Source organism: Streptosporangium sandarakinum, from assembly GCF_050942225.1.
Classification (GTDB): Bacteria; Actinomycetota; Actinomycetes; order Streptosporangiales; family Streptosporangiaceae; genus Streptosporangium; species Streptosporangium nondiastaticum.
Window position 1 is genome coordinate 4,490,551 of record NZ_CP192034.1, and the last position, 16,386, is coordinate 4,506,936.

Sequence of the window (16,386 nt, forward strand, 5' to 3'; positions counted from 1 at the left end):
TCGGGACGATCGGTCCCGACCTGGCCAACACGACTCAGGAACCGAGGAAATGACTGAAGTAGACAGAACAGCTGGAACCAGGGAGTGGGTCGGGCTCGCGGTCCTGGTGCTGCCCTGCGTGCTGGCATCCATGGATATGTCCGTCATGTTCGTTGCACTCCCGTCCCTGACGGCCGACCTCAAACCGGGCAGCTCCGAACTACTGTGGATCATGGACGCCTACGGCTTCCTCCTCGCCGGCCTGCTCATCACGATGGGCACACTCGGCGACCGGATCGGACGGCGGCGGGTGCTGCTCGCAGGCGCCGCAGCCTTCGGCGCCGCCTCCGTTCTGGCGGCCTACTCGACCAGCTCCGGGATGCTCATCGCGGCCCGCGCGCTCCTGGGCATCGCCGGATCCACGCTGGCGCCGTCCACGCTTTCCCTGATCCGCAACATGTTCCACGACGCCAAACAGCGGGCCACCGCGGTCGGTGTCTGGACGGCGGGCTTCGCGGGCGGCGCCGTACTCGGCCCGATCATCGGCGGACTGCTGCTGGAGCGTTTCTGGTGGGGATCGGTCTTCCTGATCAACGTGCCGGTGATGGTCCTGCTCCTGGTCCTCGGCCCGCTGCTACTCCCCGAATACCGCGACCCCAGGCCGGGCCGTTTCGACCTGCTCGGCGCCGCGCTGTCCCTCCTGGCCGTGCTCGGCGTCATCTACGGCGTCAAACTGCTGGCGGAGCATGGCTTCGGGTGGGTCCCTCTGCTGTACTGCGCCGCCGGACTCGCCATGGGGGCGGCCTTCATCCACCGCCAGCGTGTGACCGCGAACCCGATGATCGACCTTGCGCTGTTCCGCACACGCCGGTTCAACGTGCCCTTGCTCATCGACGCGCTGGCGACGTTCGGACTGGTCGGCTTCTCCCTGTTCAACTGGCAGTTCATGCAACTCGTTCTGGGCATGGGACCGTTCGAGTCGGCCCTGTGGTCCCTGCCCACCTTCCTCGTGATGCCCCTGGGCATCGCACTGGCCACCGCGATCGCGCCCCGCATCGGTAAACCCAACGTGATCGCCGCCGGGCTGCTCGTGGCAGCCGCCGGCTACGCCGTGCTGACCCTGATCCAAGCCGATTCGGGAATCGTCTACCTCGTCAGCGGCATGACGGTCGTCGCGATCGGTATCGGCGGAGTCTCCGCCGTGGTCACCGAGGTGCTCGTGTCCGCCGCACCACCGGAGCGGGCCGGGGCGGCCTCCGCCATGGCCGAGACCTCTGCCGAGTTCGGCGGGGCGCTGGGCATCGCGATCCTGGGCAGCATCGGCACCGCTGTCTACCGTTCGGAACTGGCGGCCAAGGCCCCTGACGCCCTCACGCCCAACGAACTGGAGGCCGCGCGGGACACCCTCGGCGGCGCCGTCGACACAGCCGCGACCCTTCCGGAGGGCACCGCCGGAATGCTGCGCAGCGTGGCATTCGACGCCTTCGCCCAAGAGATGCGGATCGCCTCGGTGGCCTGCGTCGTTCTGATGACGGGCGCGGCCATCCTCATCGCCCTCCTGCTCCGCACCGCGTACACCCGGCCCGGATCCGAAGCCCCGGAATCCGCGACAGGACACAACGGCCGGGGCCAAGCGGATGACCTGGACTTCACGGCGACCTCATCGTGAGCAAAGATCTCATGGGCCGGACCGGCGCCCGCGCTCGACGCCGCCCGGCGCGAAGAGGCGCGGGCGGCGTTCCAGGACCGGGGCGCGTCGATCGTCGCCCTCGCACGCGTCCACGGGGTCGGCCGGGCCGCCGTGCGAACCGCGCTCGCCGACCTGCCACCTGACCAGGCTCAGCCGGACCGGTGACCAGGCCGCCCGCATCGGAACGGCCGGTGGCGACAGCGCGCTCCCCGCGGGCTCGTTGACGCCACCGGTCGTTCGGTTGCCGCTCAAGCCCCGTCCCACATCCGCGACGGCGACATGCTGACCGTCCAGGAGGTCGGCCGCCTCGGCCGCAACCTCCTCGAAGGGTTGAGCGTCCGGTCGCCGAACCGGCGGATCGCGCGGCCGAGCTCGCGGAAGGCCCGGCCGTATTCCGGCCGTTCCCCCGGATGACGCCCTGTCCGCCACATGACCCGCGGAAAGGCGTGCACACACAGGGCGACCCCCGGGCGGGGCCGGGGGTCGCGCTGAGCGGCGGAGGGTCAGGTCGCCGCGGGCCGGCAGGCGCGGTCGCCGACGAACAGGTCGTCGACGGCCCACCAACCGGACAACTGCCCCCGGTAGTGGAGACGGACCTTGACGTCGGCCTGCCCGTTGGCGGCGGCCAGCGGGACGACGTGGACGGCCGGGCCGGGGGCGCCGGGGAAGCCCTTGGCCGACCAGACGGTCTTCCAGGTGCGGCCCCCGTCCACGCTGAGGTCCACGCCGGTCGTGGAGTTGACCGCCGGCTTCAGGTCGTGGGCGAACTCGAGGGTGGCCGTGGTCCGGCCGGTCAGGTTGTAGGAGGGGCTGGTCAGGTAGGTGTCCTGGAGATGGCCCTTGCCGGAGTGCAGGGAGTCGACGATGGCGAAGCCGCCCTTGCCGCCGGTGTGGTTGCCCCGCTTGCCTGCGTCGGTGAAGACCCAGCCGGGCTGGTAGGCGTAGTTGGGGATGCGGGGATCGACGTCGGTGACGGTCCAGCCCTTGGGCTTGGCGGTGCCGTCGAACGGCTGGGTGCTGCCGTCGCGGACCACCTCGTAGCCTCGGGCGACGCAGGCCAGGGAGACGGTCAGGCCGACGTCGAGCCGCCCGCCCGTCTCGCCCATGGTGACCTGGCGGACGGCCGGGTCGTAGCCGGGTTCGGTGGAGCGGATGGTGACGGTGTAGGCCAGCGACGGGAGCAGGGGCAGCCTGTAGGCGCCGGTGCCGGGGTCGGACTCGGCGCTCCAGGTGTGGCCTCTGCCGTCGTCGGCGGTGATCTCCGCGGCGAGTCCGCGGCCGAGGCCGGAGCCGTCGGCGACGGTGCCGGTCAGGTCGATCCGGGCGGTCGGCGGTAGCGCGATGTCCCGGGTGGCGGAGTCGTCTTTGCTCAGCGTGACGGTCGCGGTCGTGGTCTGGTAGCCGAACGCCTCGGCTTTGACCTGGTACTCGCCCGCGATGAGCGCGTAGTTGTAGGCGCCTTCGGCGCCGAGGGCGGAGGTGCGGGTCAGCGGGCCGGTGACGGTGACGGTGGCGCCCTGGACCGGCTTGCCGGTGGCGGCGTCGGTGACGGTGCCCGCCAGCGTGGCGGTGCCGTTCATGCCGGCGTCGACCAGGGCCAGGGCGTCCAGGCGGCCCTCACCGTAGACGGCGTTGTCGGCCGCCGTGCCGCCGCAGGTGGTGTCGTCGGTGTCGATGGCCGACAGGTCCAGCAGCAGGCGGGTGCCTTCGATGTCGCGGGCGTACTCGGGGCGGGCCGACCACAGCAGCGCGACCGCTCCGGCGACGTGCGGCGCCGCCATCGAGGTGCCGTTGTAGAAGGCGTAGCCGCCGCCGGGGATCGACGAGCGGACGTCCACGCCGGGGGCGGAGATGTTCGGCTTGATCTCGCCGTCCTGGCCGGGGCCGCGGCTGGAGAAGCTCGCGATCTTGTTGTCGACGTCGTACGCGCCGACCGCATAGTTGATGATGCGGCCTCCGGGCGTCCCGGAGGTCTGGCAGCCGGGGCCGTCGTTGCCGTTGGACCAGACGCCCATGATGCCGGAGGCCGCCCAGGCGAGCTGGATGTCCTCCATGAACGGCTGGGTGGTCAGCGGCGAACCCCAGGAGTTGTTGACGATGTGCGGTCGCTTGGACACATCCGGGTGGGCGCCGGACAGGTCGGTGGGTGCGAGCATCCACTGCGAGGTCGCGACGAGGGCCCGCTCCGAACAGGTGTCGCTGGAGCAGCCCTTGCCGGCCATCCAGCGCACACCCGGGGCGACGCCGATCCGGTTGCCCTGGCCGTCGTCGCCCGCCATGGTGCCCATGGTGTGGGTGCCGTGGGAGTTCAGGTCGCACGGCGCGTCGCTCCCGCACTCGCTGAGCGGGTCGAACCAGTTGTAGTCGTGGGTGAAGGTGCCGTCGCCGTTGTTGCCCCGGTAGCTCCCGACCAGCGCGGGGTGGTCGTACTGCACGCCGGAGTCGATGTTGGCGATGACGATGTCCTCGCCGCGGCGGCCGGTCCGCTCCCACACGTCATCGGCGTTGATGTTGGACACGCCCCAGGTGAGTCCCGTCGCGGCGGCGGCCCCGGAGGGCTCGCTCCGGACCGGCTCGGGGATGGTGTACGTCGCGGGCGCGCGGATCTCCTCGACGCCGGGCAGCTTCGCGATCTTCTTGGCGAGCGCCTCGGAGGCGTTCTCCACGTAGACGGCGTTGGTGACCCAGAACGCGTCGGACTTCACGCCCTCGGCCTTCAGCAGCCTGCGCAGCGGCTCCTGGGCGCGGTCGGCGTTGGCGTGCAGCCGGTCGACGACGTCCTGACCGCGGGCGGTACGGCTCTTGGCCTTCGCCGCGGGCGCGAGGTCGGCCTTGCCCGACATGCGCACCCAGAAGTCCGTGGTGGCGTGCTCGGCGAAGCTCGCCAGCACGGCCGGGGCGATCACCGGCTCGTCGCCGGCGGCCCGCGCCGGGGTGGCGCCGGTCAGGGCGACGCCCAGCATGCTCAGGGCGCACGCCAGCGCGGGCGCCGTACGGGGGAATCTCACGTCACTTGCTCCCGCAGCTCAGGTGGGCGATCAGGCGGCGGGACAGCACCTGCGGGTAGCCGATGTCGGAGGGTTCCGTCCGGTAGGAGGAGCCCGTCAGCCACACGTCGTCGGGGCCGCTGCCGTCCACGTCGAAGAAGAAGAATCCGTACGCCTCCGGCTGCTCGCCCTGAGGCTTGGCCTCCTGCCAGGCGGCGCCGTCCCAATGTTGCAGGTGGAACACGCCCATGCTGCTGTCGTTGGTGATGGCCCACAGTTTGCCGGGAGCGGGCGCGTACAGGTTGCGGATCTCGCTGCCGTAGGGGCCCGTCGGCGGTGGGGTCATCGTGGTCCAGCTCCGCCCGTCCCAGTGGAGCAGGAGCGGCTTCGGGTTGCTCTGGCTGCCGGAGATGCCCGCCGCCCAGACGTTGTCGGGGCCGGACGCGGCGACCGCGTACAGCATCCCTTCCGGGCCGGTGTCCGGCAGCGCGGTGTCGGTCCAGGCCGTGCCGTCGTAGTGCAGGACCAGCGGCTGGTACTTGCCGGTCTGCTCGTTTCTGCGGTACCCGGCGGACCAGACGTCGGTGGCCGACACCGCCTTCACCGACCGCAGGCTCGCCCAGGCGTTGCGCGCGGCGGGGTGGTCGGCCACCGTCCACTCCGTGCCGTCCCAGCGCTGGATGAGCGCGCCGCCCTCCGCCCCCTCGGTGCGGCCCACCGCCCACGCCCGGGCGGAGTCCACCGTGGCGACGTCCGACAGCCACGACGGGCCGGTCTCGGGGTTGTGCGACACCGCGGCGGGGGTGAGCGTCCAGCGCCCGCCGTCGAGACGGGCCAGCACACCGGTGCCGTCCGGCTGGTAGGGGCCGTGCAGATTGACGAGTGTCCAGCCGCCGGTGGCGTCGAACGAGCCGCTGCCCACCTGGAAGCGGTTCGCGGTCCGCGCGGGCACGGGGATCTGCGGGCCGTTCTCGACCAGGGAGCGGCCGTTCCAGCGCAGCGACCGGACGCCCCCGCTGAGTTGCTCGGAGAAGCGCACGTCGCCGCGGGCGACCACGTCGACGTCGACGACGCCCTCGCTCGCGGGAGCGGCGAGCATCTTCCAGGTGGGCGCGCAGTCCGCCGGCGTCCCGGCACCGGCCGGGGTGGTGGTGATCGCGGTGAGGGCCGTGCCGAGCAGGGCGGTCAGGCCGGCCGCGACGGTGGCGCGCCGCAACCGCCGGCGCGGGGATCGTGGTGTTCGCATCAGGGGTCTCCTAGAAGGCGCCGGTGCCGTTGGGGGTGCCCATGCCGCTGGGCCCGTCGTAACCGCGCACCGCGGTGCAGATGTCGCCGCCGCCGCAGGCGCCGTTGCTTCCCGCGGTGATGTCGTTCAGGTACCGGGAGGCGGCGTAGAGCCGCTTGCCGGCCGGGGTGGCCGAGTCCGTGCCGGCCAGGCCGTACACGCCGGCGATGAACGCCGCCGCGACGGGGGTGCCCGCGGCGGTGCCCCACCCGCCCAGGCGGGAGCTGTAGACCTGGACCGGGGTGTCGGCGGAGGCCACCGCCGAGACGTCGGCCACGGTGCGCCGGGTCCCGCAGGCTCCGCGCGGCTGCCAGGCCGGGCGGAGCTCGTACATCGAGCAGCCGGAGGCGGTGTCGCGCCAGACGGACTCGTTCCACCCGCGAGCGGTGGCCGGGTCCCGGTGGAGCTGGGTGCCGCCGACGGCGATCACCGACGGGTAGGCCGCCGGGACGGTCTGGCGTCCACCGCTGTTGAAGCCCATGCCCGAGGGGGCGACGACGGCGGTGCGGGTGTGGTCGAAGTGGGCGGCCTGCGCGCCCTGGCCCTCGTGCTCGGCCACGCCCCACATGGGCACGACCGCGGTGGCGCCCTGGGCGGCGGCCTGGTCCACGGCCGCCGCCATGCTGGCCAGGGACTCGTCGTCGGCCTGCACCAGCAGGAGCTTGCAGTTGGGGCAGGCGGCAGCGGCGAGTTCCAACCCGATGGTGCCGTGCAGCGACCAGGCGGGGCTCGGGGCCGGCGGGGTGTCACCACCGCGCTGGTTGACCTTCCTGAAGCAGGGGAAGTCGGCGTCGCACGGGGGCATGCCATTGACCTTGCGGTACTCGGCCAGTTCGTCCTCGGCCGTGACGTTGTCGTACGGGGACACGATGGCCACGGTCTGGCCGCCGCCCAGCCAGTCTGCGGGCAGCCGGTAGGCCTCCTGCAGGTCCTTGGCGGTCAGCGGCCCGCCGCCGGTGGTGGCGGCGCCGTTCGGCAGCGGGCGGTCGCCGCCGCCGGTGGCGGCGCGCAGCAGGCACGTCGCCTGCCCGGTGTCCTCGGGGCAGGCGGCGTTCGCGGCCGGCGGCGCGGCGGCGGCCGAGGCGGCCGGGGCGAGCGAGGTCAGCGGGGTCAGTGTGGTGAGCAGCATCGCCACCACGCCGCCGAGCGTCGTCATCCGATGGATGCGCATGTCATGTCTCCCGGTCAGCCGGCGAGCCGGTAGGCGCGGATGTTGGTCTGGGTGACGGTGCCGCCGTCGGCGGCCTGCGCCGTGACCCGCAGCGACACCCAGCGGACCGGCTCGGAGTAGTCCGGGTGTGTGATCGGCGCGGTGAACGTGCCGCCGGGCCCGGCGGTGGCGGCCTTCGGCTCCGACCAGGTCCTGCCGTCGTCGTAGGACACCTCGACCGTGGCCGTCACGCGGGTGGGCGGGGCCTGGTGCTCCTGGTGCGAGACCCGGAAGCCGACGTCGAACGCCTGCCCGGCCTCGGCCCGGGAGTCGAAGTCGAGCGCCAGGTTCCAGTGCACGAACAACAGCGGCAGGAAGGAGCAGCCCCGCGTGGGGTCGGCGCACTGGACGGTGTCGGGCAGCGCGGCGGCCGCGTCGCCGGGGCCGGCGCGGAACGTCCACTCGGTCCGGCTCTGCGACTGGGCGTTCGCCTGGCTGGCGAAGTTCCACACCAGGCGGTAGTCCGCCGGGCGGGGCAGCAGCGGCAGCGTCACCGGTGCGGGCAGGTAGGGCGAGTAGCCGCCGGCGCCCAGGTCGAAGGCGGGCTTGCCGTCCCGGTAGAACGTCAGCCGCGACGCGGCGTACTGCTCCTCCGCCGAGTGCAGCGGCTCGGAGTCGGCGAAGCCCGTCAGGTAGACCGTGCCGAGGGAGCCCTGCCGGCAGGCCAGGCAGACCTGCAGCAGCGGTTCGTCCACCAGCGTGTCCGGGGTTCCGCCCATCCCGGGGCGGGCCTCCTGCACGTAGGTGGCGCCCGCCGACGGCGTCCTGGGGCCGAGGTTCCACACCTCGCGGACCTCCTGGCCCGGACGCAGCTTGCGGCGCACGCCGTAAACGCGCTCCTGGGTGTCGGTGCCCATGGCGTGCTGCCAGTAGACCTGGTCGGGCTTGGTGCTGTAGACGTAGTCGACGCGCTCTCCGGTGGCCGGCAGGCTGCCGTGGCCGGCGTCGGACCACCCCCACGGCAGGAACACGTACGACAGCCGGTTGAGCGGGCCCGGCGAGGCGTGGTCGGATGCGGTGTTGTACAGCGTCGACCGCACCGCGGCCAGCTCCGACTTCTTGACGGCCTGCGTCATCGTGGCCGGGACGGCGCCGCCGTAGGGGAAGACCAGTTTGTAGGTCGCGCCCATCTGCGGGCCGGAGTCGGCGTTCTCGGCCAGCATGGTGAAGCCCGCGAAGTTGAAGTGTCCCCGCTTGACCGGCTTGGTCGGGGTGATGTACAGGTCGGGGCTGCCGGTGACCGGGTCGGAGATGGTCTGCCACAGGAAGCCCGCCACCATCCCGGACGGGCTGACGCCTGTCTGGTCGCCCGCGACGCTGGTGCGCAGGAACGCCAGCGAGTCGGACCGGATCAGCGGCGCCTGCGGCGGCGTGGCCAGAACCGGCCGGTACGGCACCGCGTCCCGGGCGTCCAGCACCACGCTGGTGTCGGAGGTGACCCGCACCTCGGGCTTGATCACCAGTGCGGTCTTCGCCGTGAGGTCGGTCCCCGGGGCGGTGAGCACGGTGGCCATGATGCTGTAGGTGCCTTCGGGCACCATGAACGACTTCTTGTCCTCGCCGGGGAAGGCGAAGCCGAAGGTGGCCAGGGCCCCGTCGTCGACGTTCTGCACCGCGCCGATCATCGTGCCGGGAGTGCCGTCGCGGTCGATCGAGTCGACGGTCAGCATGTGGTAGCGCAGGCCCCCGGCGGCGGCCCTGGCGGCGGGCGCGTCGGCGGCCAGCGGCGAGGGCGGAGGTTCGGGCGCGCCCTCGGGGACGGCGAGCTCGATCCGCTCGACGCCGGGCAGCGTGCCGACGGCGGCGCCCTTCGCGTCGCGCCAGGTCTCGGCCAGCAGCCTGCCCAGCGCGGCGGCGTCCTTCTTGGTGACCGTCGCGGTGGCCGCGCCGTCGGCGGCGGCGGTGACGCTGGTGGCGGGCAGGGCCTCGGCCCGGGCGCGGCCGGCCCGCACGGTGACGGGGAGGGTCGCGCTGCGTTCGTCGTCCAGCTTGGCCCGCACCAGGTAACCGATGTTGAACAGGCGCATGTCGATGGTCCTGCCGAGGTACGGCACCGCCTCGGACGGCACGACGTAGGTGTCGCCGCCGAGGGTGAACCGCGAGAACGTGCCGCCGGCCGGGGAGCCGCCGGGGAGCCGGCTGACCTGCTGGCCGCCGTACTCGTCGACGTCGACCCGGAAGCGGTCGCCGGTCAGCAGCGTCACCGTGGAGGTGCTCGCCTTGCCGGGTCGGGTCGTGGAACCTGTGGGGCTCACAGGGTTCACAGGGTTCGTGGGGTTCACGGGGTTCGTGGTGATCGCGGCGGGGTCGCGCGGCGGGGCGGCCGCGGCGGGCCCGGCGAGGCCCGCCCCCGCCAGCGCCAGCACCAGGCCGGTCGTGGCCAGGCGCGGGAGGCGCGCGAAGCCCAACCTGTGCATTTTCATCTCTGTTCCGCTTTCTGCCCGCGCCGGTACGGCAGGCGGACGACGTGGTGGTTCACAGCGGCTCGTGCGCGCCGTCGGGCGGGGGCTCGTCGGGGAGGTGCTGCTGCTCCCCGACGGTGTCCGGCTCGGTATCGGGTGTCGTGCCCGACGCTGTGTCCGGCTCGGTGTCCGGCTGATCGTTGCGCATGAAGATCAGGATCGAGCTGGCCCACCTACGTCGCGAGTCGGTAAATCACCCAATTAATGCGGAAGAGGCGTTCTATGTCGGTGTCTGGTCCAGCAGTCCCTCGGCGGCGGCCGCGGTGACCAGTGCGGTGCGCGTGGTGACCGACAGCTTGCGCATGGCGGCGCTGAGGTGGCGTTCCACCGTGCGCGGCGACAGCGTCAGGATCTCGGCGATGCGCTTGTTGGTCCACCCGCGCGCCACCAGGGCGACGATCTCCACCTCGCGCGGGGAGAGGCGGTCGCCGTAGCCCCTGCGCCCGCCGCGCCACGGGCGGGCCACCTCGACTCCCTGCTCGCGCAGCAGGTGGGCCACCCGGTCCGCGTCCCAGCGCGCGCCCAGCTCCGTCAGCAGCCGCTGGCTCTGCTCCAGCACGGTCAAGCCCCGCTCGCGCTCTCCCGCCTGGAGCAGGCGGCGCCCCTGGCGTTCGGTGGCGAGCAGCCGGTCATAGGGGCGCGGCAGCGCCGCCCACGCCGCCGCGGCCCGGCCGAACAGGCCGGCCGCCGCTCGCGGGTCGGCGGTGACCATGGCACGGCAGGTCAGGACGGCCGCGGCGGCGGCGGGGGCGTTACGGCCGGACATCCCGGCGGCGAAGGCCGCCACCAGGCCGCCACGCTCCCCCGCCCGCCCGGCGGCCAGCAGAGTGTCCAGATGGACCGGCAGGACCTCCGTGGCCCACAGCCACACGTCCTTCCTGACGATCATGTCCAGGACCGGCTCGGTGATCTCCAGCGCGGCCTCCGGCTCGCCGCGCGAGAGCAGGATCCGCGCCAGCGCGACGTCGGGGAAGATGAACGGATCGGCGTGCCCGCGTGGGAGGCTGGCGGCCAGGACCTCGCGCAGCCGACGCTCGGCCCGCTGCGGGGCGCCGCGCGCCAGGTCCAGCAAGCCCTGGATCATGCGCGCCTCCAGGCGGGTCGCCTCGTCGGCCGCCTCCGAGCCGGCCAGTTCGGCGGCCACGTCGTCCAGGCCCTCCCACCGCCCGTCGTGCCAGGCCAAGTGCGCCCGCGCCAGCCTCAGGACGTCCTCGATCCGGCGATACCCCACTCGCTCCACCAGTGCCGCCGCCGAGTCCAGGTAGGCGCGGGCGTCGTCGTGCCTGCCCCACAGCGTGCAGAACTGGCCCGCCATCAGGCGCCCGCGGGCGATCTCCTGGCGTTCCAGCCTCCCCGCCCCGTCGGCGGGGAGGCTGCGCGCCACCCGCCAGCCGTCCTCCTCGCCGAGGCCGAGCAGCGCAGCGACCTGGTTGCTGAGGAAGGCGGCCCGCTCGACCGGCCCGCTGACCAGTGGGAAGAGCTCCTCCGCCCGGCCGGCCCAGGCCAGGTGCCGCGTGCGGGGCCAGGCGCGGATCATCGGGTTGGCCAGCAACAGCATGGCCTGGACGGCGAGCTCGGGCCGGTCCTCCAGGTCCGGCATGGCGGCCTCCAGGCCCACCATCGCGGCCTCGAACTCGCCCAGGTGGAAGCGGAGGCGGCCCAGCCGCAACCCGATCTCTCCCCTGGCCTGGGCCGGCAGGCCGGGGTGGGCGAGGGTCTCCTCCAGCGCGGAGCGGACCCGCTCCCCCAACCCCAGCAGGGGCTCGGCGGTGACGGAGACGGCCATGCCGAGCCGCCGCGCCAGGCGGACCCGGCGCTCCACCGGATGGTCGGCGGTGGTCAGCAGGTCCAGCATCATGGCGACCGTGGTGTGGCCGTCACCCGCCTCCAGGGCGAGCTCGGCCGCCGCCTCGGCGTAGCGGCACCACTCCTCGACGTCGCCGGACTCGCGGAAGTGGCGGCACAGCCGTACCACGGGCGGATGCTCGCCCTCACGCAGGGCCAGGGCCGCGCGGTGGTGCAGCCTGCGGCGGGAGGGGATCGGGGTGGCCTCGGCGACCGCGCGCGAGGCCAGCACGTGGCGGAAGGCGAACGTGCCGCGCCCGGCCTCGCGCAGCAGGCCCGAGGCGAGCGCGCCGGTCAGGCCGTCGCGGGCGGTGGGTTCGCCGAGGCCGGCGACCGCCGCGATGAGCGCCTCGTCGGCGGGCGCCTCCAGCACCGCGGCGGCCTCCAGCACGGCGCGGGTGCCCGGGTCGAGGCGGGCGACGCGTTCCAGGACGGAGTCGCGCATCGTGGGCGGGACGCGCAGTTCCTCGGTGATGCGGCGGCGCCAGCCGCTCTCGGACCGGAAGATGTCACGCCGGGCGCGCAACAGGCGCACGGTCTCCTCCAGCGCCAGCGGGATGCCGCCGGTGTGCTCGTGCAGGAAGGCCGCGAAGCGGTCGGACACGTCGGCGGTGGCGAACATCGACTCCACCAGGGCGCGGGTCTGCGGCACGTCCAGCGGCTCCAGCGAGATGCGCTCCCAGGCCATGTTCCTGGGCGGCCGCGAGGTCAGGCGCAGCAGCGGCGAGCCCTCGCCGACGTCCAGTGGCCGGTAGGTGACCACGATGGAGCGCTTGGCGTCCCGGGAGGCGGCCAGGGTGAGCAGCCAGTCGAGCGTGGCCGCGTCCGCCCAGTGCGCGTCCTCGACCACCAGCACGTCCACGCCGAGCGCGTCGATCAGCTCGCTGAGCGCGCGAAAGAGCCGGTGTCGGGTCTCCTGCGGGTCGGGCAGCGCCTCCAGCGCCGGCGGCAGCCACGACGCCCACTCCGGGAACAGCGGGCGCAGCGCGCCGGCCAGTGGGCTCAGTGCCAGATCACCCAGGCGGTCGTGGAAGACGCGCAGCCCGTCGACGACCGCGCCGAGCGGGAAGGGTTCCTCCAGGGGAGGGCAGGCGGCCATGAGCACCACGCGCCCGCGTAGGGCGGGGGCGGCCAGGCACTCGTCCAGCAGGCGGGATTTGCCGATGCCCGCCTCGCCTTCGACGAGCACGAGGGCGGGCCGCGACAGCGCGGCGACCATCGTGGCCATGGCGTCGTCGCGGCCGATGAGCGCCGGTGTGAGCGCGTCCGGTTGTGCCACTTGCGACACATCAGTCTCGTTCATTCTATAAGGGGGTGTATATCACGCTCCTGTTTCACCGGCGGGTGGAGACGGGGGCGAGCTTCGGGCCCGGCCCCCGGCGGAGGTCGATGATCGGGTGGTCCGTGGTCCTTCGTGCACGCGCCGCGCTCACCTTGGCCTCCCGCGCCCAGGCGCTGATCGTGGACCTTCACGACAACCGGGGCGGCGACCCGGACACCGTCGCCTTCGTCGGCGGCAGCGGCTCGATGACCGCCCGCAGCTCGTCACCGACCTCCCACGGCCTCGGCCGCGCCACCTGCCGCTCCTCTCACCGCTGCCACGGCGAGAGATCAAAGCACAACAGAGATCATTCCGTTAGGGGCTCCAAGGAATCAGCCGCCGGCCAGAGCCATGAGGAACCGGGTCTGTGCGCCGTCCCGTCCCGCGCGCCTCCTGGGGACCGCGACGAGGGCGGGACGATACCGGCGGGCGGTCTGCCAACCGGCGCGTTCCTCGTCGCGGGGCGCGAGCACCGGCCCCGGCGCGTCCGGCCGGCCGTACGGCGTCGTCCTGCAGGAGCTCGCTCGAGCCGGCCTGGATCAGCAGGGGCGGCAGTCCGGTGAGATCGGCGAAGACCGGGCTCAGCTCGGGCGCCGACCTGTCGCTGCCGGCGGCGTACCGGTCGAAGAGCCACTCGATGCCGGCCGGAGCGAAGTACGGGTCCACCCCGCGGTAGGCGTGCCGGCACGGCGCCGGGTGTACGGGTGGATCGATCGAACTGCACGTGGTCGAGCAGGGCATCGACACCTCCACCATGGAGGGCCGCGCCATGTTCGGCATGCTGAGCGTGCTTGCCGAACCGCAACGTGAACTCGTCGTCGCCGACACCAACGACGGCCTGGCCGCCGCCCGTGCCCGCGTCGGTGGCCGCCGCCCCGGGCTCACCCGGCGGCGGCTCGACCAGGCCCGGAAGACGTACGACGGCGGCACCCACATCGCCGAAGCGATCGCACGGAACTCGCGGCGAACTCCGCGGATTCCTCCTCCTGCAGCCCGCCCGGCGGCGCGATGAGGCCCAGCAGCGGCATCACCGCAGGTCACAGCCATATCCGACCGAAACCTCGTGAGTGCTACCGGGACCCCACTTCGCCACACCGCCGTAGGTTCCGGATGGACCTGTCGGTGTCCGAGCGCGTCGCCGTGCAGAAGGCGATCAGAACACCATCGTGAGCAGGTCGGCGAACAGCTCCTGTTCGTCGATCTCAAGCCCGCGGTTCGTGAACCACGTGGCCATGTTGTGGCAGTCGCGCATCAGGAAGTCCATGCCCTTCGGGTTGCCGACGATGTCGACGACCTGGGGCAGGTCGATCATCACGATCCGCTCGGCCTGCGCGAGGACGTTGTACGGCGAAAGGTCGCCGTGCGCGAGCCCCGCGCGGGCCAGTTCGCGCATGCCGTTGCGGAGCTGCTCGAAGTACACACCGAGCAGCTCCTTCGACGGCCGGACCTGGGCGAGCCGGGGCGCGGCACCGCCCTCGCCGTCGTCGATGAACTCCATCAGCAGCTCGGTGCCGTCCACCTGCACGGGGTACGGCACCGGGACGCCGGCCTTCCACAACCGGTTGAGGGCGTCCCATTCGGCGTATGCCCACTGACCGGCCGCGACACTGCGGCCGTGCGAGGTCTTCTTCGCCATCGCCCGGCCGTCGCGGCTGTTGCGGGTACGGCGGCCTTCGACGTACGACGTACTGCGGTGGAAGGACCGGTGCTCTTCGGTGCGATACCGTTTCGCGGCCAGCAGCGAGGACTTCGCCGGGTTGTCGCCGATGGCTTCGACGGCCCGTTCGAGCAGGAAGACGTCGGCTTCCTTGCCGGTTTTGAGGACGCCGAGCTCGGTGTCGATCGCGGCCTGTTCCGTCACGACCCACGAGGGACGTGGTTCCGGGCCGCGAGAACCGCGCTCGACCTCCAGCCAGGTGGACCACCGCTGACCTGGGCCCAGCTCCTCGTCGACCGAATGGAACTCGAAGACGAAGGCTGCGGTCGGATCTGGCCGGGACTCCTCACCGGTGAATTCGGACCGGCGGGAGTCGAGGTCGGAGTAGGTGTCAGAGAGTTCGTACTCGGAAGACAACGGGTGTGCTCCTGAACAGAGAGGTGGGGCTGATACGGACGTGCCGCAGCGCAGTGATGGCCATTCGTCAGCCCTCCTTGGTTCAGGCAGCGCTCTCCGCCGCTCGATCGACCCAGCATGCCCCACCCGTTTCGGACCCCGCAACGTATTTACCGGAGCCGGCACCGTGCGGCCGGGCTCAGCCGGAGCTCCCGCGCGGCCCCCACCGCCCCGCTGTTCGGATCATGCTTCTCGCGATATGAGCTGCTCAGTACGATCCCGGGATCTCAGGAGCTTTCCACGAAGCGCGCGCCCGGCCCGGGCGTGCGGCAGACGTCTTCCGGGGCGAGGTGGCTGTGCCCCGCAGCGCACTCGAGGACGACCTTGACCGGCTCGTCGCAGGAGCTCGCATCGTCGACGGGCCGGTGCCGGACGATGACCGACGGGCCCTGCGGGTCGGCGAGGTACGTGTCGCCCCATTCCAGGAGCGCCACGAGCGTGGGCCGCAACGCCCGGCCCTGCTCGGTGAGCTCGTAGGCGAAGCGCTGCCGATCCCCGGGCTCCTGATAGGGCACGCGGCGCATCACTCCCGCGGTCACCAAGGTCTCGAGCCGAGTCGCCAGGAGATTTCTGGCGATCCCGAGGCGGGAGTGGAACTCGCCGAACCGGCGCGCGCCGTCCAGCGCTTCACGAACGATCAGCAGCGACCAGCGCTCCCCCACCACCGAGAGGGCGCGCGCCACCGAGCAGTTCACCGGGTCGATTCGCCGCGTCTCCATGGGACGAGTATACCCATCTGAGTTTACAAGCTGTACTTAGCCCTCGTAGACTCCGGCCTGAGTTGAAGAACTAAACTCATAAAGGAGATCGACTATGCCCATGCTCGACGTGTACATTCCCGACGGCGCGCTCCAGCCGGACGCCGAGGCGGCCCTGCTGAACCGCATCACCGAGATCCTCGTCCGCAACGAGGGATTCGACCCCGCCGACCCGGTGAGCCGTTCCGTCTCCTGGCTTTGGCTGCACCGGCCGGCCGGCATCTACGTCGGCGGAGAACCCGCGGACGCACCCCGCTACAAGGTCGTCCCGTCCGTCCCCGAGGGCCAGCTCGACGAGCAGAAGCGTGCGAGCGTCATCGCCGAGGTCACCGAGGCGATCCTCGACGCGGAGAACGGCGCCTGGCCGCGTGACGCCAGCCGGATCTGGGTATTCCCCACCGAGATCCCTGAAGGTCACTGGGGCGGCTGGGGCCAGATCAGGCCGCTCGCAACGATCCTCGCCCGACTCACCGGCGACGACACCAAGCGGGCCCGTACGCTCGCGCGTGAGCGGATCGCTGCCACCCGAGCCGAACACGCCCGCCTGCCCTGATGAGCGGCGAACGAAGTGGGGATCGATGCGGCAGGTGTTCCTGGCGGGGCCTTCCGATGCCTCACCGTGAAGCGTGTTCCCCAAGGGACCGCACATAGAACGGCTCTGCCAAGATTCCGGACTCGGGGACCCCGTCGAGCAGTGCCCCGACGGCGATGGCGGCTCCGCTCCCCTGCTCCTGGC

General features: G+C 72.3%; 13 protein-coding genes. 3 read left to right on the forward strand and 10 right to left on the reverse strand.

The window, feature by feature from the left end:
• Window positions 1-49: 49 nt before the first annotated feature.
• Window positions 50-1,648 carry an MFS transporter gene (locus ACQP10_RS21175; RefSeq protein ID WP_433539558.1) on the forward strand — a complete coding sequence of 533 codons (1,599 nt, stop codon included), beginning with the start codon at window positions 50-52 and terminating at the stop codon, window positions 1,646-1,648.
• A 9-nt stretch (window positions 1,649-1,657) separates the two neighbouring features.
• Here ACQP10_RS21175 and ACQP10_RS21180 read toward each other — a convergent pair whose 3' ends face one another.
• The 8 genes from ACQP10_RS21180 to ACQP10_RS21215 all read right to left on the reverse strand — a co-directional run bounded on the left by ACQP10_RS21180 (window position 1,658) and on the right by ACQP10_RS21215 (window position 13,559).
• Window positions 1,658-1,921, reverse strand: a complete 264-nt coding sequence (locus tag ACQP10_RS21180; protein WP_433539559.1) for a hypothetical protein — start codon at window positions 1,919-1,921, stop codon at window positions 1,658-1,660.
• 251 nt (window positions 1,922-2,172) lie between these two features.
• Complete coding sequence (locus ACQP10_RS21185; RefSeq protein WP_433539560.1) at window positions 2,173-4,677, reverse strand: S8 family serine peptidase; 2,505 nt, start codon at window positions 4,675-4,677, stop codon at window positions 2,173-2,175.
• A gap of 1 nt (window position 4,678) precedes the next feature.
• Window positions 4,679-5,902: a hypothetical protein gene (locus ACQP10_RS21190; RefSeq protein WP_433539561.1), complete on the reverse strand. Its 1,224-nt coding sequence runs from the start codon at window positions 5,900-5,902 to the stop codon at window positions 4,679-4,681.
• Between the two features lie 10 nt (window positions 5,903-5,912).
• The gene (locus ACQP10_RS21195) at window positions 5,913-7,112 is read right to left on the reverse strand and encodes a hypothetical protein (RefSeq protein ID WP_346021046.1); all 1,200 of its coding nucleotides are present in this window, start codon (window positions 7,110-7,112) and stop codon (window positions 5,913-5,915) included.
• A 14-nt stretch (window positions 7,113-7,126) separates the two neighbouring features.
• Entirely contained in the window at window positions 7,127-9,568 is a 2,442-nt protein-coding gene (locus ACQP10_RS21200) for a hypothetical protein (RefSeq protein WP_433539562.1), read from the reverse strand.
• Window positions 9,569-9,626: 58 nt separating this feature from the next.
• The gene (locus ACQP10_RS21205; protein ID WP_346021044.1) at window positions 9,627-9,761 is read right to left on the reverse strand and encodes a hypothetical protein; all 135 of its coding nucleotides are present in this window, start codon (window positions 9,759-9,761) and stop codon (window positions 9,627-9,629) included.
• A gap of 72 nt (window positions 9,762-9,833) precedes the next feature.
• Window positions 9,834-12,737 carry an AAA family ATPase gene (locus tag ACQP10_RS21210; protein ID WP_389998464.1) on the reverse strand — a complete coding sequence of 968 codons (2,904 nt, stop codon included), beginning with the start codon at window positions 12,735-12,737 and terminating at the stop codon, window positions 9,834-9,836.
• A gap of 357 nt (window positions 12,738-13,094) precedes the next feature.
• On the reverse strand, window positions 13,095-13,559 hold the full coding sequence (locus tag ACQP10_RS21215; protein WP_433539563.1) for an alpha/beta hydrolase fold domain-containing protein: 465 nt from the start codon (window positions 13,557-13,559) through the stop codon (window positions 13,095-13,097).
• Between ACQP10_RS21215 and ACQP10_RS21220 the strand changes: the two genes are divergently transcribed.
• Window positions 13,498-13,791: a recombinase family protein gene (locus ACQP10_RS21220; protein WP_433541933.1), complete on the forward strand. Its 294-nt coding sequence runs from the start codon at window positions 13,498-13,500 to the stop codon at window positions 13,789-13,791. The genes ACQP10_RS21215 and ACQP10_RS21220 overlap by 62 nt on opposite strands.
• A 141-nt stretch (window positions 13,792-13,932) precedes the next feature.
• Here the strand turns inward: ACQP10_RS21220 and ACQP10_RS21225 are convergent, their stop codons facing one another.
• Entirely contained in the window at window positions 13,933-14,853 is a 921-nt protein-coding gene (locus ACQP10_RS21225; protein ID WP_346021042.1) for a serine protein kinase RIO, read from the reverse strand.
• Between the two features lie 266 nt (window positions 14,854-15,119).
• Window positions 15,120-15,611, reverse strand: a complete 492-nt coding sequence (locus ACQP10_RS21230; RefSeq protein ID WP_139578314.1) for a winged helix-turn-helix transcriptional regulator — start codon at window positions 15,609-15,611, stop codon at window positions 15,120-15,122.
• Between the two features lie 94 nt (window positions 15,612-15,705).
• On the opposite strand from ACQP10_RS21230, the gene ACQP10_RS21235 reads away from it, so the two are divergent.
• The gene (locus tag ACQP10_RS21235; RefSeq protein ID WP_185071978.1) at window positions 15,706-16,203 is read left to right on the forward strand and encodes a tautomerase family protein; all 498 of its coding nucleotides are present in this window, start codon (window positions 15,706-15,708) and stop codon (window positions 16,201-16,203) included.
• The last annotated feature ends 183 nt before the right edge of the window (window positions 16,204-16,386 follow it).